Source organism: Alsobacter sp. R-9 (assembly GCF_054612375.1).
In genome coordinates, this window is the sequence record NZ_JBTSWJ010000010.1 from 166,005 (window position 1) to 186,420 (window position 20,416).

The window sequence follows — 20,416 nt, forward strand, 5'->3', positions numbered from 1 at the left end:
ATCAGCTTGCCGCCAGCCGCGGCCGGAAGCGCCGCAGCCGCAGAGCATTGGTGACGACGCTGACGCTGGAGAAGGCCATCGCGAGTCCCGACAGGATCGGCGACATCGAGATGCCGGCGACCGGAACGAACACGCCAGCGGCCAGCGGGATCAGCAGGATGTTGTAGCCGAAGGCCCAGGCAAGGTTCTGGCCGATGTTGCGAATCGTCGCCTGCGACAGGTCGATGGCGTTGGCGACATTGCGGAGGTCCCCCGACATCAGCACGACGTCGGCCGACTCGATGGCCACGTCCGTCCCCGTGCCGATGGCGATGCCGACGTCCGCCTGGGCCAGCGCCGGGGCGTCGTTGATGCCGTCGCCGACGAAAGCCACCTTCACCGTGCCGCCCTTCTGAAGCGAGGCGACGACGGCTGCCTTGTCGGTCGGCAGCACCTGCGCCACCACCTCGTCGATGCCGAGTTCGGCTGCGACGGCCCGGGCCGTGCGCTCCGTGTCGCCGGTGATCATCACGACGTGCCGGCCCATCGCCTTCAGGGCCGCAAGCGCGGCTGGCGTCGTGTCCTTGATGGCGTCGGAGACCGCGAGCACGGCCGCCAGCCGCCCATCGAGCGCCGCATAGAGCGGGGTCCGGCCGGCGTCGGCCAGGCGACCGGCGTCGGCCGACGCATCGCCGACGTCGATGGCCAGTTGCTGCATCAGGCGTTCTGTGCCGACCGCCACGCTCCGCCCGCCGACGCGCGCCGTGACGCCCCAGCCGGCAATGGCCTCGAAGGCCTCGGGCTCGACCAGCGCGAGGCCCCGCCCTGAGGCGTGCTCGACGATGGCGCGAGCCACCGGGTGCTCCGACCTCGCCTCGGCGGAAGCAACGGCAGCGAGCAGGTCGGCCTCGTCGACGCCCGGTTGGACGAGCAGGTCGGTGAGGTCAGGCCGGCCACGCGTCAGGGTGCCGGTCTTGTCGAGGGCGACGACGGTCGCGTCGCGCAGCGACTGCAGCGCCTCGCCCCTGCGGAAGAGGATGCCGAGTTCGGCGGCCTTCCCGGAGCCGACCATGATGGAGGTCGGCGTCGCAAGGCCCATCGCGCACGGGCAGGCGATGATCAGCACCGCGACGGCGTGGACGAGCGCAAGGCCCAGCGCGGGCTCGGGTCCAAGCCAAAGCCATCCCACGAATGTCGCGGCCGCGATGGCCATCACCACCGGCACGAACCAGAGCGTCACCCGGTCGACCGCCGCCTGGATCGGCAGCTTGGAGCCCTGCGCCGCTTCCACGGTGCGGACGATCTGGGCGAGCAGCGTGTCGGCGCCGACCCTGCGCGCGGAGAAGCGGAACGCGCCGGTACCGTTCACCGTGCCGCCGGTGACCGGAGACCCGGCCTCCTTGTGCGCGGGGATGGGCTCTCCCGTGATCATCGACTCGTCGACATAGGACCGGCCGTCGATGACGTCGCCATCGACCGGAATCCTCTCTCCGGGCCGCACGACGACGATGTCGCCGGGACGGACCTCGGCGACATCGACGTCCTGCTCATGCCCGTCCCGCTGCACGCGCGCGGTGCGCGCCTGCAGGGTCATCAACCGCCGGATGGCCTCGCCCGTGCGGCCCTTGGCCCGCGCCTCGAACCACCGACCGAGCAGGATCAGCGTCACGATGACCGCGGCGGCCTCGAAGTACGTGTCGTCCGTGCCCTCCGGAAGCAGGCCCGGGGCGAAGGTGGAGACCGAGGAGAAGGCCCACGCCGCGGTCGTGCCGAGCACGACCAGCGAGTTCATGTCCGGTGCGCCGCGCCACAGGGCCGGCCAGCCCTTGCGGTGGAAGCGCAGTCCGGGCCCGAAGAGCACGAGCGTGGCGAGAACGAACGAAATGACCCGCGCCGCCTGCATCCCGATGGTGGCGTGCACCACTTCGTGCACGGCATCGCTGAGGTGGCTGCCCATTTCCAGCACCACGAGCGGAACGGTGGCGACGACCGCGACGACCACGGAGCGCAGGAGCGACGCCTGCTCCGCCTCCCGGTTCGCCGCTTCGTCGGCGCGGGCGTCGTCGGCGGTGGCGGCCTCGGTCGCCTCGTACCCGGCCTTCGCGACGGCCGCGACAAGCGCCGGGAGGCGGGCCCGCCCGCCCAGCACCCGGACCGTGGCACGCTCGGTGGCGAGGTTGACGACGGCCTCGGCGACGCCCGGGACGGTCTTCAGCGCCTTCTCGACGCGAGCGACGCAGGAGGCGCAGGTCATGCCGGCCACGGCGAGGTCGAGGGTCTCGTCGGCGGGCTCGTAGCCGGCCTTGCGCACCGCGGCGGCCACCGCGGCCGGGTCGCCGCCGCGGCCAAGCACGACGTGCGCGCGCTCCGTCGCGAGGTTGACGTTGGCCTCCTGCACGCCGTCCACGCCGGCGATGGCCTTTTCGACGCGACGCACGCAGGCCGCGCAGGTCATGCCGCGCACGGGAATGTCGAACGTGAGCGGCGCCAGCGGCTCGGGGCCTGCTGTCGGCGGAGCGGGCTTCGTGATCGTCTCGGTGGTCATGTCTGACACTCCGTCCAGGGGAACCTGACGGGGTTTCTCCTCCCTCCCATCATGGGAAGGTCAACCGGAGATCGCAGGTCCTGGAGGGGGATTGACCTTCCCATCATGGCAAGGTCCATCGTGAGCGGGATCGACGGGTGGAGGTCACCATGAACATCGGCGCGGCATCCCGGGCATCCGGCGTCTCGGCCAAGATGATCCGCTACTACGAGGGCATCGGCCTGCTCGCCAAGGCGCCCCGGAAGGACAACAGCTACCGGGATTTCGACCATCGCGACGTCCATGACCTGCGCTTCATCCGCCGTGCGCGGACTCTGGGCTTCTCCATGCCGGAAATCCAGCGTCTGCTCGGCCTGTGGCGCGATACGTCCCGGTCGAGCCGCGAGGTCAAGGCGATCACGGGGGCCCACGTGGAGGATCTCGAGCGGCGCATCGCCGAGATGCAGGCCATGGTCGCCGCGCTGAAGCACCTCTCCGCCCATTGCCACGGCGACGACCGCCCCGACTGCCCGATCCTCGACGACCTCGCAGGCCGGTGAGGCGCGGCATCGCGGCGCGGCGCCGCCGAGCGCGATCTCCTGTCGTTGCGGCGGGAACCGCCGCGTGGGACATTCGGTTCCGCTCCCGGATTCGAGGCCATCCATGGACATCACGCCGCTCGTCACGGCCGCTGCGCTCTCATTGGCGTGGCAGGGCCCGGCCCTGCCGCCGATCCCCGTACAGGCGGGCGACGGCGCTCTCTCGGTGATGGCTGGCATCGGCGGGCGGTGCGAGCGCTTCACGGTCGGGGAGCGGTCGTTTCCCTGCAGCACCATGATCTACCAGCAATACGCGAACGGGCGCGTCGTCTTCCTCGTGCCGCTCGGCCCGGAAGGCGTCCTTGCCTTCTCCGGCGGCAGCGATGAACGCGTGTCCCCGACCGACTACCGGTTGCAGCTCGACGCGGTGCGGATGGCGGAGAAGGGCTCCAGCGTCGTCTCCCACGACGCGACCGGCGAGTGCCGCGTTCGCACCAACCGTGCGTCGGACCGGTTCGACAGCATCGTGTGCGAAGCCGCCGCGGGCCCGTTGGGCGATGTGCGGCTGTCCTTCACCGGCGACCGCAAGCGGGCCGACATCCAGACCTTTCCGAAGCGCTGATCCGAAGTGGGGTCGCAGGGCCTTCCGTTCGCCGGCCGGGCTCAGCGGGCCGCTTCAGCCGCGGCGCGGATGGCGGCGATGTTGGCTGCGTAGGCTTCCGCCCCGCCCTTGAAGACAGCCGAGCCGGCGACGAGCACGGTGGCGCCTGCCGCGGCGACGAGCGGCGCGGTCTGGGGCGTCACGCCTCCGTCGATCTCGATCACGATGGGCCGTGCGCCGATCATCGCCTTCACGCGCCGGACCTTCTCGACGACGTCCGGAATGAAGGCCTGCCCGCCGAAGCCCGGGTTCACGGTCATCAGCAGGATCAGGTCGACCGAGTCGAGCACGTATTCGAGCACGCCCTCCGGCGTCGCCGGGTTGATGCTGACGCCCGCCTTCTTGCCCAGCGCCCGGATGGCCTGCAGCGAGCGATGCAGGTGGGGGCCGGCCTCGGCATGCACCGTGATGATGTCGCAGCCCGCCTTGGCGAAGGCTTCGAGGTAGGGGTCGCACGGCGCGATCATCAGATGCGCGTCGAAGATCTTCGGCGAGTGCGGGCGGAGCGCCCGGATGACATCAGGGCCGAAGGTGATGTTGGGCACGAAGTGGCCGTCCATCACGTCGAGATGAATCCAGTCGGCGCCCGCGGCATCGACTGCGCGCACCTCCTCACCGAGGCGGCTGAAGTCGGAGGCGAGGATGGACGGGGCGATCAGGATCGGGGCGCTCATGCCCCGGCGATAGCACCGGCCCCGCGGCCGCACAATGCGGAAGCGGGGCCTATCAACGTTCCGGACCTGTGGATAGCGCGGGGTTCCGTCGTCAGCGTGCCGCCGACGCTTCTACGGCAGGCTTCCCCCTGCCCCCTCAGGCCGTCGGCGTGTTCGTGCCGGCGGTGTCGGTCACCGTGTTGGTCGACGTGCCGTCCGTCGTGGTCGGCGTGGTCGTGTCGGCCGGCGGCAGCGTCACGGCGGCACTCTTCTTCCGGTGGCCGTGCTCGGCGGTCATCGTCTGCAGGGCGGTCTTCAGCTCCTCGGCGGAAATCTTGCCGTCCCCGTCCTTGTCCATGCTGTTGAACAGCGCCTCGAGGCCGTCCTTCTTGGCTTCCTTCGACCGGCTCGACGGCATCCCCGCCAGGAACTCCTTGTCCGAGATCGAGCCGTCCTTGTCGGTGTCGAAGCGGGCGAGCGCCTTGTCCATCAGGTTGCTCTGCGACTTGCCCTTCTCGGACTGCTCCTGCGCGGCGAGAAGCGCGCCGAAGGTCTCGCGCGAGAACATCGCGCCCTTCTCGCGGGCCGACTGGAGGCCGGCCGTCAGTTCCGCCTTGGTGAGCGAGCCGCTGCCGTCGGTGTCGAAGGCCTTGAACAGCGCAGCCGCATCCGGCTTCGCGGGCGCGGTCGGCAGATTCTGCCCGGTCTGGACGGCAGAATTGACCTGGTTCGCGAAGCCTTCCGCCGCCTTCTCCGGGCGCTTCATCAGCGACTGGAGAAGGCCCCAACCCATTGACAATCCAGCCAGAGCTGCCGGTGCCACCATGATCGTCCTCCTCACGTTGGCCGCCGGGCCGGGGTCGGCCGCAGGCGGGTCTCGTCAGGGAGGTTGCAACCCGGATGCCAAGGGGCCTCAGGCGTCGCGTCGCACGATCGCGCGGGCCAGCGGAGCAACGAGCAGGGGCGCCGTGTAAATGGGGAACTGCAGCAGCGAGAAGAACAGGTAGGTGTCGGGCGGGCACGCGGCCCCCATCGCCGACACCAGGAGCCCGGTGTTGCGCATGCCCGTGCCGAGCCCGAGCACGAAGGCGTCCGCACGCCCGACGGCGCGCGACAGGGCAAGCATGGTGATGGCGAGGCCCGCGACCGCCGTTCCGGTGCCGAGCGCGAGGTAGAGGGCCGTCTTGGCCGGATTCGCGAGCGTCTGCGCGATGACGCCGTCCATCGCCGCCACGGCGAAGACGAAGTAGATCACGACGTTGACCCCGTCGAGCGGGTGGCGCCAGCGCCGGATCCGCTCGACGCCGGCGAAGCGCCGGAATGCGAGGCAGGCCAGCCCCGAGCCCGCGAGAAGCGCGAAAAGGCGGATGCCGAGCACCATCGGGTCGATGGGAACCGCCTCCCCCGCGATGAAGCCCGCCAGCGGCGGCGCGACAAAGGGTGTGATGACGAGGCTGAAGACCAGCAGCGTGATGCCGAGGCTGTTGTCGAGGCCCAGCAAGGCCGCATAGGCGGGAAAGCCCATTAGCGGCGGGGCGGCGCCGATCAGCGCGATCCCCAGCAGCAGGCCGGGCTCGATGCTGCCGCGGCCGACGAGCGCCACGGCCGCGACGATGAGGACGGGCATGGCGAGCGTGATCCACGCCATGGCGGCCGAAAGCCGCCCCGTCCGGCCGAGCGCGCGCTTCACGCCGCTGAAGTCGGCGCGGGCGAAGGACAGCGCGACGAAGCAGAAGATCGTGACCGGCAGGAGCGGGCGAAAGCTTTCCGCCAGCCCCGGCAGGGCGAGACCGGCGAAGATCGACACCGCGAAGCCGGCGGCGCCGTGCCGCCCGAGGAAGGTCAGGGCCTGCAGCGGGAGAGAGACGAGCGGTGACAAGGAGGGCAGTCTTGGGGGCGGGGCTGGGGTGCTGGTTTTGCAGTGCAGCAGGAGCGTGACGGCGGCGCGTCGCCCCTCTATCGTGGCGGCACTCGAACACGGGACGGCCAAAAGAGCAATGCAGCGCGACGTGGTGGTACTGGGGGCGGGCATCGTCGGCTTGTCGACGGCCCTCAAGGTTCAGGAGACGGGTCGCTCGGTGGCCCTGATCGACCGGCAGGAGGCGGGCCAGGGCACGAGCTTCGGCAATGCCGGCATCCTCGAGCGCGCTTCGATCTGGCCCTATGCGTTCCCGCGGAAGTTCAGCGAGATCCTGTCGCACGCGTTGCGGACGCGGGCGGACACGAACTACCACCTCTCGGCCCTGCCGCAGGTGCTGCCCTTCCTCTTCCGCTACTGGCGCGCCTCCGAGTCCTCCCGGCACGAGAAGGCGATGCGCGGCGCCCTGCCTCTGATCGAGAACTGTCTCTCCGAGCACATGCCGCTCGTGGAGGCCGCGGGCGCGCAGGCGCTGCTGCGGCCCGGCGGATGGATCAAGCTCTTCCGCAGCGAGAAGACCCTCGCCGACGCCCTGGCGGCGGCGGAGCGGGTACGGCCGCTGGGCATCGACGTCGTGCAACTCGACTCGGCCGGCGTCGTCGCGCTCGAGCCGAACCTCTCCGAGCGGATGCTGGGCGGGTTCCACTATCGCGACCCGGTGTCCGTGCTCGATCCGGCCGCTCTGTCACGCGCCTATCTCAACCTGTTCGAGGAGCGCGGCGGTGCCTTCCTCGACGGCGACGCCTCGTCGCTGACGCAGGAGCCCGACGGCCGCTGGAGCATCCGGACGAAGAGCGGAACGGTCTCGGCCCGCGACGTGGTGGTCGCGCTCGGTCCCTGGGCGGACGTCGTGTGGAGGCCGCTCGGCTACGACCTGCCGATGGGCGTGAAGCGCGGCTACCACATGCACTATCGCCCGGCGGGCAACGCGGTGCTCAACCACGCGGTGCTCGATGCCGACGTCGGCTACGTGCTGGCGCCCATGAACCGCGGCATCCGGCTCACCACGGGGGCCGAGTTCGCGCTGCGCGACGCGCCGCCGACGCCGGTCCAGTTCGCCAAGGTCGAGCCGGTCGCGCGCAAGCTCTTCCCGCTCGAGACCCGGCTCGACGCCAAGCCGTGGATGGGCAACCGGCCCTGCACCCCCGACATGCTGCCGGTGATCGGCCCCGCGCCCCGCCACAAGGGTGTCTGGTTCGCCTTCGGCCATGCCCACCACGGGCTGACGCTCGGGGCGGTGACCGGCCGGCTCATCGCCGAGATGATCAGCGGCGAGAAGCCGTTCATTGACCCGACGCCCTACAGCGCCGCCCGCTTCTGACGGGCAACGGGCGCTTCAGGCGCCGATGGCGCGGCGCAAGCGGGTCACGACGCGGGCCACCATCGTCTCCTCGTCGCGGACGAGGCGGAAGCCGAGGTTCGCCGGCGGGACGCCGACGGCGCAGCCTCCGGCGCGGGCGTCGCGGATGAAGTCGGTGACGTAGGCCCTGTGAGCGCCCGCCACAACTCGTACGCCGCAGTTGACGGTGGGGGTGCCGGTCAGCTCCCCCGCCCCGTCGACGGGCTGGCGGACGAAGCAGCTGTCCGTCCACTCCCAGACGTTGCCGGCAAGGTCGGCGATTCCGCGCTCGTTGAGCCCGAAATGCCCGAACGGCTGGGCGGCCTTGCTCTCGGTGGGTGCGCGAAGCGATTCCTGCTCGTACTTGGCGAGCCAGCGCCGGGTGAAGGCATCGGCCCCGTCGTCCGCGGCGACGGCGTCGTCCGCGAAGCGGGACCCCGCCGCGTGCGCCCACTCGGCTTCGGTCGGCAGCCGCCAGGACTGGCCGGTGCGCCGGGAGAACCATGCCGCATAGGCGATCGCATCCTGGTGGCTGACGCCCGTCACGGGGCGGTCGTCGCGGGCCGCGTCTTTCGTCGCGCGGCGGGCGCAGGCGCTGTCGGCGACGCAAAGCTCGTAGTCGGCGGCACTGACCTGCGTGGCCATCATGGCGAACGCCCCGACTGCGACCTCGCGGACCGGCGCGTTCACCGGACGCCCGTCGCGCGCGAAGTCGCCGGCGAGGCGGTGGGCGAAGCGGGCCGCCGGCACGTGCACCACGGCCACGGCGTCGCGGTTCGCGGCATCCCGCTGCGGCAGCGCGTAGCCGGCTGCGGCGAGCAGGGGGGCGGCGACGAGGGCCGCCTTCAGGGCGATCTTGCCTTGGACCAGGAGAAGCATCGTCGTCTCCACGGGAATTCTGGCTTCGGTTCTTGAGGAAACGGCCCGCCGGGAGGGGCGGGCCGTTCCTTGGGCGGCGGCATCAGGCAGCTCCGGGATGGAGGGGTCTGCCGCCTTCGGCCGCCGGGTCAGGACCCGTCAGTGGGCCATTCCGTGCCCCGCCTTGGCGGGAGCCGTCTCGAGCATGCCGGTCCGGGCGTTGCCTCCGATGGGGCCGGGAGGGCTGACCTGCTTCATCAGGTCGTCATTCCACTGTCCGTCGACCTTGAAGTGGGCCGTGGCGCCCAGTTCCACCGCCTCGATGAGGTTGTGGGTGACGTAGGCGTAGATGCCGGGCTGCAGGAAGGTGTAGAGCGCCGCCCCCGCGGAGCCGCCGCGGATGAACCAGGTCTCGAGATCCTTCTCCGGCCGGTTGGCGAACTTGCCCGTCTCCCACACCGCGTCGCCGTGACCGCCGATGAGATGCGGGCGGCTGTCGCGGTTGGCCTGGCTGTGGACGATGAGGACCCGCTCGCCGACCTTCGCCTGAAGGGCGTTCTTGCCCGTCAGCGCGCCCGCCCGGCCGTTGAACACGACGTGGGTGGGGGTCAGCTTGCGCATCACCTCGAGGGCATCGGGATAGGCCTCGCCGGCGCTCTCGTAGTGCTTGAACTTGCCCTTCTCGTCGCGCGGCACGTAGAAGTCCTGCTCGCCGATGTAGTAGGCCCGGTCGTAGGTGACGGGCTTGCCGTCGCCGTCCTTCAGGCCATCCCGCGGCAGCACCATCACGGCGCCGCTCATGCCCGACACCACGTGCCACGGGATCATCGCGCCGCCGGGGGCGCAGTGATAGACGAACACGCCGGTCCGAGTCGCCTTCCAGCGCAGGACCACCTGCTCGCCGGGGTTGATGAGGGTCAGCTCACCGCCGCCCAGCCCGCCCGTGGCGGAGTGGAAGTCGATGTTGTGGGCCATCATGTTGGTCTCGGGATTGACCAGCGTCAGCTCGACGTAGTCGTTCTCGTGGACGACCATCATCGGGCCGGGGACCGAGCCATCGAAGGTCATGGCCTGGACCTTGGTGCCTTCATTGTCGATGACGAGTTCCTTCTCCTGGATCGTCATCTTGAACTGGATGACCTTCGGGCCGGCCTTCGTGGCCTGCTCGTGGGCGTGGATGAAGGGCGGTGCAACGAGCTCGACCTTCTCGCGCGGAAGCTTGGAGAGGTCGTCCGCAGCCAGGGCCGGCACGCCGGCGGCGAGGGCGGAGAGGGCGGCGGCGGCCATCAGGGCGCGGCGGGTGAACATCGTGGTCTCCGTTGTTCGAGGCGTTTGTTCCGTTGACGAACCGGACCTTGCTCCCGAACCCGAAAACCCTCTTTGTTGCGACGCAAACAATCACGCGGTCGGCGCCGCGCGGGCCTTTTCCGTCCAGCCGGCCAGCCAAGACCTCGCCGATCTGAAGGGCGCGCGCCGGAAGACGCCGACGGGCGCTACTTCACCAGCGCCATCGCTGGCTTGAATGCCGGATGGGTGGCGGCGCCGAGCCACTCGAAGATCACCATCTCGGTGGTGACGATGTCCGCGCCATGGCGCGCCATCCGTTCGAGCGCGGCCTCGTGATTGGCGGGATGTCGGGAGCCGATGGCGTCGGCGACGACGGCCACCCGGCGCCCGCCGGCGAGCAGGCCGAGCACGGTCTGAAGGACGCACACATGCGCCTCGCAGCCGCCGACGACGAGGGTGCGACCCGGCGAGAGGAGTTCCTCGAAACCGGGCGCCGCGCCCGAGTCGAACGTCATCTTCTCCAGGACGGATGCACCCGAGACGTCGATCTCCGGCACCGTGCGGCCAAGGCCGGCGGGATACTGCTCCGTCGCCGTGACGGGCACGTCGAAAAGCCGTGCCGCCGCCACGAGCCGCGCGGCCTGCGCCACCATCCGGTCGCCCGCGTGGATGGCCGGAACGAGCCGGACCTGCAGGTCGATGAGGAGGAGCTGCGACGTGGCGCTGGCGAGGATGGGCATGGCAATGGCTCCGGCAGGCGACAGGGCGGCCCACTCTAGAGCCTCCCGCCGCCTCGCGGAAACTGGTGCCGCCGACCCTCGACCGGCGGTGCGCCGCCCTCAGCTCTTGCGCGTGATCCAGATCGTCGGCGGGCCGGCCACACCGGCGCGGCCCATGGTCGACTTGAGGATTTCGCTGCCCAGGAAGGCCTGGGCGACGGCGAGGGTCTCGAAGTCGTGCGTCACGGTGACGTCGAGCGGATCATCGACCGCCACGTGGACGCTCTGCGCCAGGACGTCCTTCGTCGCGGGCGACCTGTGGAACTCGTCGTAGACCTTCCGCCAGGCGGCGTAGTCGGCAACCTTGTGCCTCACGAACAGCGTGACCATGACATCCCCCTCTCCCCTGACCCGCCAGCGCTTCGGGCGGGTTCACATGCGAGTTAATGCGAGGGATTTTCCCGATACAAGACAGGTCACGCGAAAGTGCAGCTCAAGGTTGTTTGGTCCGGCGATGGCCTTCCATCGGCCGCCACGATCCGGACCGGACTGAGCCGGATTGGCTGCTCTGGCTGGTGCGGCTTGCATTGAGCACGGCCATCCAATAGCGATCACCGCACGCTTTCAGGGTCGCCACCCCGGTTCCGACCCGCCGCACTGCGGAGAGCGTGGCCCGTCATGACTTCCGCCGGAGCGGAAGCGTCCGACCCTTCGCGCCGACGGAGAAGATCGTTGATCCCGCGCTACAGCCGCCCCGAGATGGTCGCCATCTGGTCGCCCGAGACCCGTTTCCGGATCTGGTTCGAGATCGAGGCCCATGCCTGCGACGCGCTCGCCGACCTCGGCGTGATCCCGAAGGAGGCGGCGAGGACGATCTGGGAGAAGGGCGGCTCGGCCACCTTCGACGTGGCCCGCATCGACGCCATCGAGCGCGAGACGAAGCACGACGTCATCGCCTTCCTCACCCATCTCGGCGAGTTCATCGGCCCGGATTCCCGCTTCGTCCACCAGGGTATGACCTCCTCGGACGTGCTGGACACCTGCCTCGCCGTGCAGCTCACCCGTGCGGCGGACCTGCTGATCGCGGATCTGGACGCGCTGCTGGCGGCGCTGCGGCGTCGGGCCTTCGAGTACAGGATGACGCCGACGATCGGCCGCTCGCACGGCATCCACGCCGAGCCGACCACCTTCGGCGTGAAGCTCGCCTACGCGCATGCCGAGTTCCAGCGGGCGCGGCAGCGGCTGGTCGCCGCGCGCGCGGAGGTGGCCACCTGCGCCATCTCGGGCGCGATCGGCACCTTCGCCAACGTCGACCCTCGGGTGGAGGAGCACGTGGCGAAGGCGATGGGCCTCACCCCGGAGCCGGTGTCCACGCAGATCATCCCGCGCGACCGCCATGCGATGTTCTTCGCGACGCTCGGCGTGATCGCATCGTCCGTGGAGCGGCTGGCGATCGAGATCCGGCACCTGCAGCGCTCGGAGGTCTACGAGGCGGAGGAGTTCTTCTCCGAGGGCCAGAAGGGCTCCTCGGCGATGCCGCACAAGCGCAATCCCGTCCTCACCGAGAACCTGACAGGCCTCGCCCGCATGGTGCGCGCCTACGCCCTGCCCGCCATGGAGAACGTGGCGCTCTGGCACGAGCGGGACATCTCCCACTCGTCGGTCGAGCGCATGGTGGGGCCGGACGCGACGGTGACGCTCGACTTCGCGCTCGCGCGGCTCACGGGCGTCATCGACAAGCTGGTCGTGTATCCGCAGAACATGCAGAAGAACCTCGACCGGCTCGGCGGGCTCGTGCACTCGCAGCGCGTGCTGCTGGCACTGACGCAGAAGGGCGTCTCCCGCGAGGACGCCTACCGGCTCGTCCAGCGCAACGCCATGCCGGTCTGGCGCGGCGAAGGCGACTTCCTGACGCTGCTGAAGGCCGATCCCGACGTGTCGTCGCGCCTGACGAACGCCGAGCTCGAGGAGCTCTTCGACCTCGGCTACCACCTCAAGCACGTGGACACGATCTTCCGCCGCGTGTTCGCCGAGGCTTAAGGCGGCGGAGCGGCTCCTTCAGGAGCCGCCGAACCAGCTGCCGCGCACGATCCTGTGGACAAAGGCGAGGACCAGCAGCCAGCCGGTCCCCGCCATCGCGCCCAGGAAGAGCGTGAGCGGCCAGAGGTTCGCGCCCTGCGCGAAGAGGATCAGTGCCAGCGTCACGATCCCCACGAGCGGCAGGGCTGCGGCCGTCCACGCCCACCCGCCATATCGCCTGAGCGTCATCACCTGCAGCGGCAGGTAGGCGAGCAGGGCGGCCAGCGAAATCGCGAAGGCAAGGTGCGGGACGATGGATTGCAGCATCGGGATCCCCGGGACGCCCCGGTGCCCGCGACCGCGACGACCGGCGTCCGCATGCTGCGCGCGAATGCTCAAGGAAGCGTCACCGCCGATGGGACGACGGTGTCATGCAGGTGTCATCGACGCGTCATAGGCAGGTGGCGTCGGCGGGGCAGGTTGGTTCCGCCAAGGCACGGGCCCGGCCCGTGCGGACACCAAACAGGGAGAGCCCCGTGAAGCTCCAGTCTCTCGTCATGGCCGCCGGCATCGCCGCCGCGGCGTATGTGACGCCCGCCGTCGCCGCCGACATCTCCGGCGCAGGCGCGACCTTCCCCTACCCCGTCTATGCGAAGTGGGCCGATGCCTACAAGAAGGAGACGGGTCTCGGGCTCAACTACCAGTCGATCGGCTCGGGCGCCGGCGTGAAGCAGATCCAGGCCCGCACCGTCACCTTCGGCGCCACCGACGCGCCGCTGAAGGGCGCCGACCTCGACAAGTCGGGCCTCGTCCAGTTCCCGATGGTCATGGGCGGCATCGTGCCGATCGTGAACGTCGAAGGCATCGCCCCCGGCCAGCTCGTGCTCGACGGCGCGACGGTCGCGAGGATCTACCTGGGCGAGGTGAAGACCTGGAACGACGCGGCGATCGCCAAGCTGAACCCCGGCGTGACCCTGCCGGCGCAGCCGATCCTGCCGGTGCGGCGCTCCGACGGCTCGGGCACGACGTTCAACTTCACGGACTATCTCGCCCGCGTCAGCCCTGACTTCAAGTCGAAGGTCGGCGTCGGCACGGCGGTCGAGTGGCCGGTCGGCCTCGGCGCCAAGGGCAACGAGGGCGTCGCCGCCAACGTCGCCCAGACGAAGGGCTCCATCGGCTACGTCGAGTTCGCCTACGCGAAGCAGAACAAGCTGTCGCACACGCGGATGATCAACAAGGACGGCAAGGCCGTTTCCCCTGAGCTGAAGAGCTTCGTGGCGGCGGCATCGAACGCCGACTGGACCAGCGCGCCGGGCTTCGGCATCTCGCTCAACGACCAGCCGGGCGCCGAGAGCTGGCCGATGACGGTGCCGACCTTCATCCTCATGCCGAAGCAGCCGAAGGACGCCAACGCCGCCCGCGAGGCCCTGAAGTTCTTCGACTGGGCCTACCGCAAGGGCGACAAGCTGGCCGAGGAGCTCGACTACATCCCGATGCCGGAGACGGTCGTGAAGGCGGTCGAGGCGAGCTGGGGCCAGATCGTCGACAGCGGCAACAAGCCGGTCCTCGCGGTCACCAACTGAATCGAAAAATAGGCTAGGGAGGGCGCGCCAGGCGCGCCCTCCCCTCTCGCGTCCGCCCCCGCGCCGGGCGGCCGCTCCTGCCGGACGGGCCGGCTCGGCGCCAAGGACGTGGGCGGGGCGACATGGTGGATCTATCGATGCAACGGCAAGCGATGAGGAGCGCCGGAGCGGTCGACCGCGCCGGCGCGCTGGCGCGCTTCAGGGCCGGCGATACGGTCTTTCGCTGGCTGACCCTCGCTGCCGCCGTTGCCGTCCTTCTCCTGCTCGGTGGCGTGATCCTGTCGCTCGTGCGGGGTGCCTGGCCGATCTTCGCCGAGTACGGCTTCGGCTTCGTCACGTCCTTCGGATGGAACCCGGTCAACGACCGGTTCGGTGCCGCCTCCCCCATCCTGGGCACCCTGGTCACCTCGGTCATTGCGCTGATGCTGGCGGTGCCGGTGGGCATCGGCATCGCGATCTTCCTGACGGAGCTCTGCCCGATGCCGCTGCGCCGTCCGATCGGCACGGCCATCGAGCTCCTGGCCGGCATTCCCTCGATCATCTACGGAATCTGGGGCCTCTTCGTCTTCGCGCCCTTCCTCCAGGCCACCCTGCAGCCCTTCCTCGTCAACACGCTGGGCCATATCCCTGTGCTCGGCGTGCTCTTCGCGGGGCCGCCCTACGGCGTCGGCCTGCTCACCGCGGCGCTGGTGCTGGCGATCATGATCCTGCCGTTCATCGCCTCCATCTCGCGCGACGTGTTCGAGACGGTCCCGCCGATGCTGAAGGAATCGGCCTACGGGCTCGGCGCGACGACCTGGGAAGTCGTCCGCCACGTCGTGATCCCCTACACCCGGGTGGGCGTCATCGGCGGCATCATGCTGGCGCTCGGGCGGGCGCTTGGCGAGACGATGGCCGTCACGTTCGTCGTCGGCAACGTGCACCGCTGGACCGGGTCGCTCATCTCACCCGGCACGACGATCTCGGCGACCATCGCCAACGAGTTCGCGGAAGCCTCCGGCGACCTTTACGTCGGGGCGCTGATCGCCCTCGGTCTCATCCTGTTCTTCATCACCTTCCTTGTGCTCGCAGCGGCCCGGCTTCTGTTGATGCGGCTCGAGAAGCAGGCGGGAGCCTGAGCCATGGCCCTCACGGACGCCAAGCGCGGCAAGTACGAGGCCCGGGCCTGCCGCAGCCGGGTATGGCTGTCGCTGTCTCTCGTCGCCACCGCCATCGGCCTCGCCGCGCTCGCCATCATCCTGGGCGCGCTCGTGTGGCGAGGCCTCTCCGGGCTGTCGCTCACCGTATTCACCGAGATGACCCCCCCGCCCGGCGCTAAGGGGGGCCTGCTCAACCCGATCGTGGGCAGCCTGATGATGACGATGATCGGCGTCGTCATCGGCACGCCGCTCGGCATCCTCGCCGGCACCTACCTCGCCGAGTACGGCCGCGGCACGCGGCTCGCGGAAGTGGTGCGGTTCATCAACGACATCCTGCTCTCCGCGCCTTCGATCGTGGTCGGCCTGTTCATCTACGAGCTCCTGGTGCGGCCCTTCGGCCAGTTCTCGGCGCTGGCCGGCGGCGTGGCGCTGTCGGTCCTCGTGATCCCGGTGGTGCTGCGCACGACCGAGGACATGCTGCGGCTCGTGCCGGTGCCGCTGCGCGAGGCGGCCTTCGCGCTCGGGATGCCGCAGTCCCTGGTCATCCGCCGCGTCGTCTACCGCGCCGCGCAGACAGGCATGATCACCGGCGTGCTTCTCGCGGTGGCGCGCATCAGCGGCGAGACGGCGCCGCTGCTGTTCACGGCGCTCAACAACCAGTTCTTCAACGCCGACCCGACCCAGCCCACCGCCAGCCTCCCGGTGGTGATCTTCCAGTTCGCCATGAGCCCCTACAAGGAATGGCAGGAGTTGGCCTGGGCCGGGGCGCTCCTGATCACCATGACCGTGCTCGCGCTCTCCGTCGTGGCGCGCACGCTCGCAGCGAGGACTAAGTGATGTCCGCCCATGCCGCTCCCGCCGAGAAGGTCTCGGTGCGTTCGCTGAAGTTCTACTACGGCTCGAACCTTGCCCTGAAGGACATCAGCCTTCCCCTCTACGACAGGAAGGTCACCGCCTTCATCGGCCCCTCGGGATGCGGCAAGTCCACGCTGCTGCGCGTGCTCAACCGCATGTACGACCTCTACCCCAAGCAGAGGGCGGAGGGAGAGGTGCTCCTCGATGGCGAGAACATCCTCGCGCCAGGGCAGGACCTGAACCTGCTGCGGGCCAAGATCGGCATGGTGTTCCAGAAGCCGACGCCCTTCCCCATGTCGATCTACGACAACATCGCCTTCGGCATCCGCCTCTACGAGGACCTGCCGAAGAGCGAGATGGACGGGCGTGTGGAACAGGCGCTGCGGGGCGCGGCGCTCTGGGAAGAGGTCAAGAACAAGCTCGACGCCTCGGGCCTCAGCCTCTCGGGAGGCCAGCAGCAGCGCCTGTGCATCGCCCGCTCGGTGGCGGTGCGGCCGGAGGTCATCCTGTTCGACGAGCCGTGCTCCGCGCTGGACCCGATCTCGACGGCGAAGGTCGAGGAACTGATCGACGAGCTGAAGTCGCAGTACACGATCGCCATCGTCACCCACAACATGCAGCAGGCGGCGCGCGTGTCGGACTACACCGCCTTCATGTATCTCGGCGAGCTGATCGAGTTCGACGACACCTCGCGGCTCTTCACCGCGCCGAAGAAGCAGGCGACGCAGGACTACATCACCGGCCGGTTCGGCTGACGCGGAGACAGGCCCCATGAGCGACCACCACATCGTATCCGCCTTCGACGCGGAACTCGCCGACCTGCAGCGCCTGATTGCGGAGATGGGCGGCATTGCCGAGAAGATGCAGGCCGACGCCATCGACGCCCTGTCGCGGCAGGACCTGAGCCTCGCCCAGTCCCTCATCGGGGTCGACCAGAAGCTGGACGCACTGCAGCGGGAGGTGGAGGAGAAGGCGATCCTCACCATCGCGCGCCGCCAGCCCATGGCGGTGGACCTCCGCGACGTGATCGCCACGATCCGCATCGCCAACGACCTCGAGCGCGTCGGCGACCTCGTGAAGAACATGGGCAAGCGCATCCTGGCCATGGAAGGCCAGTTCCCGCCGCAGAAGCTGCTCGCCGGCATCAACCACATGAGCCTGCTGGCGCTGAGCCAGTTCAAGGCCGTGATCGACGCCTACACGCAGCGCGACGCGCAGGCGGCGCTGGCGGTGTGGCAGCGCGACGGGGAGATCGACAACCTCTACAACTCGGTCTTCCGCGAGTTGCTGACCTACATGATGGAGGACCCGCGCAACATCGGGTTCTGCACCCACCTCCTCTTTGGTGCCAAGAACATCGAGCGCATCGGCGACCATGCCACCAACATCGCCGAGACGGTGTACTACCTGGTGACCGGCGAGAGCCTGTCGGTCGATCGGCCGAAGGGCGACACGGAGATCGGCGCTCCCTGAGCGATACGGGGGAAAGGGCTGGCTAGTCTTCGGAGCGCCCTTCCGAGGGCCGGTCGCGCTCGTAGTGGTGGCGCAGCGGGAACGGCGGCAGCCACGCTTCCCGCCGGATGGTCCAGAGCTCGTAGGTGGGTGTCAGCTGGTCGGGCGCGTCGAGCGAACCGAGGTTGACCTCGACTTCGTCCCCCGAGCGGCCGAACACCGTCGACCCGCAACGCGGGCAGAAATGCCGCCCCTTGAAGGCGCTCGTCTCGCCTTCGACGGTCACTGCGTCCTACGGGAAGATGGCGGACGCGTGGAACAGCGCGCCGTGGTGCTTGCGGCAGTCCATGCAGTGGCAGAGCCCGACCCGGTAGGGACGGCCCGTCGCCACCAGTCGAACAGCGCCGCAGAGGCATCCGCCGGTGAAACGGTCCATCTCCGTCGTCTCCGTTCGCGATAACCCGCACGGCCAGCCGGGGATCGGCGTCGCCGCCTCCCGCCCTCACGTTGCGCATGACCGAACGGGGACGGCAAGCCGCCCCGCGGCCTAACGCAGGGCCGTCCCGTCGAGTTCGCTGCGGGCGCGGCGCAGGGTCTGGCGCTCCAGTTGCTCCAGCCGCTCGAACTCATTCCGCGTGATGGAAAGCCCCTCGGCGTCGAAGGGGCTGCAATCCTGCGCATCGAGGGTCCCGTAGAGGTCCAGCATGCCGGCGCGAAGGCGCATGGCATCGCGCTGCAGGGCCTCGTAGCCGCGGACGGCCCGCAAGACCGTCTCGGCGTTGCGGTCCCCGCGGGCTCCCAGTTCGCGCTCGGCGCCGCGCAAGGCCGCCATGGCCGTTCGGTAACGGATCGTCATCGCGCCCATCTGGTTGACGAGCGGCGTGCAGACATCCTCCGTCGCCCGCGCGGCGGGCGGCGACAGGACGATGATGAGGGGGAGAACGGACAAGGCCAAGCGGGCCACGGTGAGCGACAGCGACATGGGGCGCCGGGTTCCAGTGACGAACCCAGCATGTCGGCCGGGGACTTAAGTCCGGCTTCGGCCCATCGCGACAATTGGAGCGAACGCACGAAAAAGGCCGCCGGAAACCGGCGGCCTGGATCGTCCCGGGGTGCGGACCTAGGTCCGCTGCGTCCCGTCAGCGCGAGTAGAACTCGACGACGAGGTTCGGCTCCATCTGCACGGCGTACGGCACCTCCGACAGGGTCGGGACGCGGGCGTACTTGGCCGTCATCTTGGAGTGGTCGACCTCGATGTAGTCCGGCACGTCGCGCTCGGCGAGCTGGGAGGCCTCGAGGACCACCGCGAGCTGCTTGGACGCGTCCTTCACCTCGATCACGTCGCCCGGCTTCACGAGGAAGCTGGCGATGTTCACGCGGCGGCCGTTGACCTTCACGTGGCCGTGGTTGACGAACTGGCGGGCGGCGAACGGGGTCGCCACGAACTTCGAGCGGAACACCACTGCGTCGAGGCGGCGCTCCAGCAGGCCGATGAGGTTCTCGCCGCTGTCGCCCTTCATGCGCACGGCTTCCTCGTAGTACTTGCGGAACTGCTTCTCGGAGATGTTGCCGTAGTAGCCCTTCAGCTTCTGCTTGGCGCGCAGCTGCGTGCCGAAGTCGGAGAGCTTGCCCTTGCGGCGCTGGCCGTGCTGGCCGGGGCCGTACTCGCGGCGGTTCACCGGGGACTTCGGACGGCCCCAGATGTTCTGGCCGAGACGGCGGTCGATCTTGTACTTGGCTTCTGCGCGCTTGGTCATCGCAGTTCCTCTGTTGTTCGTGGTCTTCGAGGAACGCGCCCTCCTCTGCCGGTGGCCCGGCCGACAGGTCCCTTGCGAGCGAACGCTCAGGACCACGGGTGCGTCAAACGAGTGCGCGGGCCCGTGAAGGCCCGCGACGGGGGTGTCTCTAGTCGAGACCGCGCCGGCTGTCAAACCGGCTCAGGACAAGGGTACGGGCTCGACGTCCACCAGCGGCAGGCCGAAGCGGGCGAGGGCCGCCGACAGGGCCGGCGTGACGCCGCGCCCGCCGGTGAAGACGGCGAGACCCGGCTCGTCGCCCTCGTGCCCGATGAGCGGCTCGCCCGCGAGGTGCAGCACGCGCCGGGCGATGGCGGGCGCGGGGTCGAGCCAGACTACCGGCCATGGCGCAAGCCGGGCGAAGGTCTCGGACAACAGGGGATAGTGCGTGCAGCCGAGCACGACGACGTCCGTGCGGGGATGGTCGCCGGGGAAGCAGGGCTCGATCTCCGCCCGGATCGCGTCGTCGTCGACGGCCTCTCCGCGCAGGACCGCCTCTGCGATGCCGGCAAGGTGCTGCGAGCCCACGAGGGTGACCCGGCAGTCGCCGGCAAAGCTGCGCACCAGTTCGTGCGTGTAGTCGCGCCGCACGGTCCCCGGCGTGGCAAGCACCGCGACGTGGCGCGTGCGGGAGCGTTCCGCGGCGGGCTTGATCGCTGGCACGGTGCCGACGAAGGGCACGGAGAAGCGGGCCCTCAGCGCCGGCAGCACGAGCGTCGAGGCCGTGTTGCAGGCGATGACGACGAGATCGGGTTCGAAGCGGCGCAGGAGGCGGTCCATGACCGTCACGATGCGCTCGACGAGCGCCCCCTCCTCCCATCGGCCGTAGGGGAAGCCGGCGTCGTCGGCGGCATAGACGAAGCGCGCGTCGGGCCGTGCCCGCATCACCTCGCGCAGGACCGTGAGCCCGCCGAGGCCGGAATCGAAGACGAGGATGGTCTGGGTGCGCGGCGGCATGACTGCTTGTCCGTCATGGACGGTTCCGGCCAGAAGGTCCACACGCATCGTCGTCGCGCCGCAGCGGCCGTCCCGGCGGCCGCAAGCCCCAGCAAGCGCCCGGGAGGGTTAACGGACGGTTTTCGCCGGCATCCTTGG

The 20,416-nt window shown here is 69.6% G+C and carries 21 protein-coding genes and 1 pseudogene; 9 read left to right on the forward strand and 13 right to left on the reverse strand.

Annotation, left to right across the window (positions count from 1 at the left end; all coding sequences use genetic code 11):
* Position 1: 1 nt before the first annotated feature.
* Positions 2-2,524 carry a heavy metal translocating P-type ATPase gene (locus tag ACX9GQ_RS16930; RefSeq protein ID WP_459630746.1) on the reverse strand — a complete coding sequence of 841 codons (2,523 nt, stop codon included), beginning with the start codon at positions 2,522-2,524 and terminating at the stop codon, positions 2-4.
* Positions 2,525-2,673: 149 nt separating this feature from the next.
* Here ACX9GQ_RS16930 and cueR point away from each other — a divergent pair, with 149 nt between their 5' ends.
* Together cueR and ACX9GQ_RS16940 are read left to right on the forward strand one after the other, a co-directional pair.
* Positions 2,674-3,063: a Cu(I)-responsive transcriptional regulator gene (cueR, locus tag ACX9GQ_RS16935; protein WP_459630747.1), complete on the forward strand. Its 390-nt coding sequence runs from the start codon at positions 2,674-2,676 to the stop codon at positions 3,061-3,063.
* Positions 3,064-3,166: 103 nt separating this feature from the next.
* A complete protein-coding gene (locus ACX9GQ_RS16940; protein ID WP_459630748.1) occupies positions 3,167-3,664 on the forward strand; it encodes a hypothetical protein in 498 nt (165 codons plus the stop codon).
* A 41-nt stretch (positions 3,665-3,705) separates the two neighbouring features.
* Here ACX9GQ_RS16940 and rpe read toward each other — a convergent pair whose 3' ends face one another.
* The 3 genes from rpe to ACX9GQ_RS16955 form a co-directional block, all read right to left on the reverse strand.
* Positions 3,706-4,377: a ribulose-phosphate 3-epimerase gene (rpe, locus tag ACX9GQ_RS16945; protein ID WP_459630749.1), complete on the reverse strand. Its 672-nt coding sequence runs from the start codon at positions 4,375-4,377 to the stop codon at positions 3,706-3,708.
* Positions 4,378-4,513: 136 nt separating this feature from the next.
* Positions 4,514-5,182, reverse strand: coding sequence for an EF-hand domain-containing protein (locus ACX9GQ_RS16950; RefSeq protein ID WP_459630750.1), 669 nt, complete (start codon positions 5,180-5,182; stop codon positions 4,514-4,516).
* A gap of 87 nt (positions 5,183-5,269) precedes the next feature.
* A complete protein-coding gene (locus tag ACX9GQ_RS16955; RefSeq protein WP_459630751.1) occupies positions 5,270-6,235 on the reverse strand; it encodes a hypothetical protein in 966 nt (321 codons plus the stop codon).
* Between the two features lie 118 nt (positions 6,236-6,353).
* Between ACX9GQ_RS16955 and ACX9GQ_RS16960 the strand changes: the two genes are divergently transcribed.
* Complete coding sequence (locus ACX9GQ_RS16960; protein ID WP_459630752.1) at positions 6,354-7,595, forward strand: NAD(P)/FAD-dependent oxidoreductase; 1,242 nt, start codon at positions 6,354-6,356, stop codon at positions 7,593-7,595.
* Positions 7,596-7,610: 15 nt separating this feature from the next.
* Here the strand turns inward: ACX9GQ_RS16960 and ACX9GQ_RS16965 are convergent, their stop codons facing one another.
* The 4 genes from ACX9GQ_RS16965 to ACX9GQ_RS16980 all read right to left on the reverse strand — a co-directional run bounded on the left by ACX9GQ_RS16965 (position 7,611) and on the right by ACX9GQ_RS16980 (position 10,867).
* The gene (locus tag ACX9GQ_RS16965; protein WP_459630753.1) at positions 7,611-8,492 is read right to left on the reverse strand and encodes a formylglycine-generating enzyme family protein; all 882 of its coding nucleotides are present in this window, start codon (positions 8,490-8,492) and stop codon (positions 7,611-7,613) included.
* A gap of 138 nt (positions 8,493-8,630) precedes the next feature.
* On the reverse strand, positions 8,631-9,779 hold the full coding sequence (nirK, locus tag ACX9GQ_RS16970; protein ID WP_459630754.1) for a copper-containing nitrite reductase: 1,149 nt from the start codon (positions 9,777-9,779) through the stop codon (positions 8,631-8,633).
* Positions 9,780-9,964: 185 nt separating this feature from the next.
* On the reverse strand, positions 9,965-10,498 hold the full coding sequence (locus ACX9GQ_RS16975) for an isochorismatase family protein (RefSeq protein ID WP_459630755.1): 534 nt from the start codon (positions 10,496-10,498) through the stop codon (positions 9,965-9,967).
* Between the two features lie 99 nt (positions 10,499-10,597).
* Complete coding sequence (locus tag ACX9GQ_RS16980) at positions 10,598-10,867, reverse strand: cyclase (protein ID WP_459630756.1); 270 nt, start codon at positions 10,865-10,867, stop codon at positions 10,598-10,600.
* A gap of 342 nt (positions 10,868-11,209) precedes the next feature.
* Here ACX9GQ_RS16980 and purB point away from each other — a divergent pair, with 342 nt between their 5' ends.
* Entirely contained in the window at positions 11,210-12,517 is a 1,308-nt protein-coding gene (purB, locus tag ACX9GQ_RS16985; RefSeq protein WP_459630757.1) for an adenylosuccinate lyase, read from the forward strand.
* 18 nt (positions 12,518-12,535) lie between these two features.
* On the opposite strand, the gene ACX9GQ_RS16990 is transcribed toward purB, so the two are convergent.
* Positions 12,536-12,823: a hypothetical protein gene (locus tag ACX9GQ_RS16990; RefSeq protein ID WP_459630758.1), complete on the reverse strand. Its 288-nt coding sequence runs from the start codon at positions 12,821-12,823 to the stop codon at positions 12,536-12,538.
* A 209-nt stretch (positions 12,824-13,032) separates the two neighbouring features.
* Between ACX9GQ_RS16990 and pstS the strand changes: the two genes are divergently transcribed.
* From pstS to phoU, 5 genes are all read left to right on the forward strand, one after another.
* Positions 13,033-14,079 (forward strand): phosphate ABC transporter substrate-binding protein PstS, encoded by a 1,047-nt coding sequence (pstS, locus tag ACX9GQ_RS16995; RefSeq protein ID WP_459630759.1) that lies wholly within the window; start codon positions 13,033-13,035, stop codon positions 14,077-14,079.
* A gap of 152 nt (positions 14,080-14,231) precedes the next feature.
* Positions 14,232-15,197 carry a phosphate ABC transporter permease subunit PstC gene (gene pstC, locus ACX9GQ_RS17000; RefSeq protein WP_459630760.1) on the forward strand — a complete coding sequence of 322 codons (966 nt, stop codon included), beginning with the start codon at positions 14,232-14,234 and terminating at the stop codon, positions 15,195-15,197.
* Positions 15,198-15,200: 3 nt separating this feature from the next.
* The gene (gene pstA / locus ACX9GQ_RS17005; RefSeq protein WP_459630761.1) at positions 15,201-16,055 is read left to right on the forward strand and encodes a phosphate ABC transporter permease PstA; all 855 of its coding nucleotides are present in this window, start codon (positions 15,201-15,203) and stop codon (positions 16,053-16,055) included.
* Positions 16,055-16,828 (forward strand): phosphate ABC transporter ATP-binding protein PstB, encoded by a 774-nt coding sequence (gene pstB / locus ACX9GQ_RS17010; RefSeq protein WP_459630762.1) that lies wholly within the window; start codon positions 16,055-16,057, stop codon positions 16,826-16,828. Before pstA ends, pstB begins: the two co-directional genes overlap by 1 nt.
* Before the next feature lie 16 nt (positions 16,829-16,844).
* The gene (phoU, locus tag ACX9GQ_RS17015; RefSeq protein WP_459630763.1) at positions 16,845-17,546 is read left to right on the forward strand and encodes a phosphate signaling complex protein PhoU; all 702 of its coding nucleotides are present in this window, start codon (positions 16,845-16,847) and stop codon (positions 17,544-17,546) included.
* 22 nt (positions 17,547-17,568) lie between these two features.
* Here the strand turns inward: phoU and ACX9GQ_RS17020 are convergent.
* The 4 genes and pseudogenes from ACX9GQ_RS17020 to murI form a co-directional block, all read right to left on the reverse strand.
* Positions 17,569-17,961 (reverse strand): annotated as a pseudogene (locus ACX9GQ_RS17020) (GFA family protein).
* 111 nt (positions 17,962-18,072) lie between these two features.
* The gene (locus ACX9GQ_RS17025) at positions 18,073-18,507 is read right to left on the reverse strand and encodes a hypothetical protein (RefSeq protein WP_459630764.1); all 435 of its coding nucleotides are present in this window, start codon (positions 18,505-18,507) and stop codon (positions 18,073-18,075) included.
* A gap of 157 nt (positions 18,508-18,664) precedes the next feature.
* A complete protein-coding gene (gene rpsD / locus ACX9GQ_RS17030; protein ID WP_459630765.1) occupies positions 18,665-19,282 on the reverse strand; it encodes a 30S ribosomal protein S4 in 618 nt (205 codons plus the stop codon).
* A 180-nt stretch (positions 19,283-19,462) separates the two neighbouring features.
* On the reverse strand, positions 19,463-20,326 hold the full coding sequence (gene murI, locus ACX9GQ_RS17035) for a glutamate racemase (RefSeq protein ID WP_459630766.1): 864 nt from the start codon (positions 20,324-20,326) through the stop codon (positions 19,463-19,465).
* Between the last annotated feature and the right edge of the window lie 90 nt (positions 20,327-20,416).

Coding starts and splice junctions, on each gene's coding strand:
- ACX9GQ_RS16960 (WP_459630752.1), top strand. CDS start 6,354: ATGCAGCGCGACGTGGTGGTACTGGGGGCGGGCATCGTCGGCTTGTCG.
- rpsD (WP_459630765.1), bottom strand. CDS start 19,282: ATGACCAAGCGCGCAGAAGCCAAGTACAAGATCGACCGCCGTCTCGGC.
- ACX9GQ_RS16930 (WP_459630746.1), bottom strand. CDS start 2,524: ATGACCACCGAGACGATCACGAAGCCCGCTCCGCCGACAGCAGGCCCC.
- pstB (WP_459630762.1), top strand. CDS start 16,055: ATGTCCGCCCATGCCGCTCCCGCCGAGAAGGTCTCGGTGCGTTCGCTG.
- ACX9GQ_RS16965 (WP_459630753.1), bottom strand. CDS start 8,492: ATGCTTCTCCTGGTCCAAGGCAAGATCGCCCTGAAGGCGGCCCTCGTC.
- phoU (WP_459630763.1), top strand. CDS start 16,845: ATGAGCGACCACCACATCGTATCCGCCTTCGACGCGGAACTCGCCGAC.
- pstA (WP_459630761.1), top strand. CDS start 15,201: ATGGCCCTCACGGACGCCAAGCGCGGCAAGTACGAGGCCCGGGCCTGC.
- ACX9GQ_RS17025 (WP_459630764.1), bottom strand. CDS start 18,507: ATGTCGCTGTCGCTCACCGTGGCCCGCTTGGCCTTGTCCGTTCTCCCC.
- rpe (WP_459630749.1), bottom strand. CDS start 4,377: ATGAGCGCCCCGATCCTGATCGCCCCGTCCATCCTCGCCTCCGACTTC.
- ACX9GQ_RS16940 (WP_459630748.1), top strand. CDS start 3,167: ATGGACATCACGCCGCTCGTCACGGCCGCTGCGCTCTCATTGGCGTGG.
- ACX9GQ_RS16980 (WP_459630756.1), bottom strand. CDS start 10,867: ATGGTCACGCTGTTCGTGAGGCACAAGGTTGCCGACTACGCCGCCTGG.
- murI (WP_459630766.1), bottom strand. CDS start 20,326: ATGCGTGTGGACCTTCTGGCCGGAACCGTCCATGACGGACAAGCAGTC.
- pstC (WP_459630760.1), top strand. CDS start 14,232: ATGAGGAGCGCCGGAGCGGTCGACCGCGCCGGCGCGCTGGCGCGCTTC.
- ACX9GQ_RS16975 (WP_459630755.1), bottom strand. CDS start 10,498: ATGCCCATCCTCGCCAGCGCCACGTCGCAGCTCCTCCTCATCGACCTG.
- ACX9GQ_RS16950 (WP_459630750.1), bottom strand. CDS start 5,182: ATGGTGGCACCGGCAGCTCTGGCTGGATTGTCAATGGGTTGGGGCCTT.
- ACX9GQ_RS16990 (WP_459630758.1), bottom strand. CDS start 12,823: ATGCTGCAATCCATCGTCCCGCACCTTGCCTTCGCGATTTCGCTGGCC.
- nirK (WP_459630754.1), bottom strand. CDS start 9,779: ATGTTCACCCGCCGCGCCCTGATGGCCGCCGCCGCCCTCTCCGCCCTC.
- cueR (WP_459630747.1), top strand. CDS start 2,674: ATGAACATCGGCGCGGCATCCCGGGCATCCGGCGTCTCGGCCAAGATG.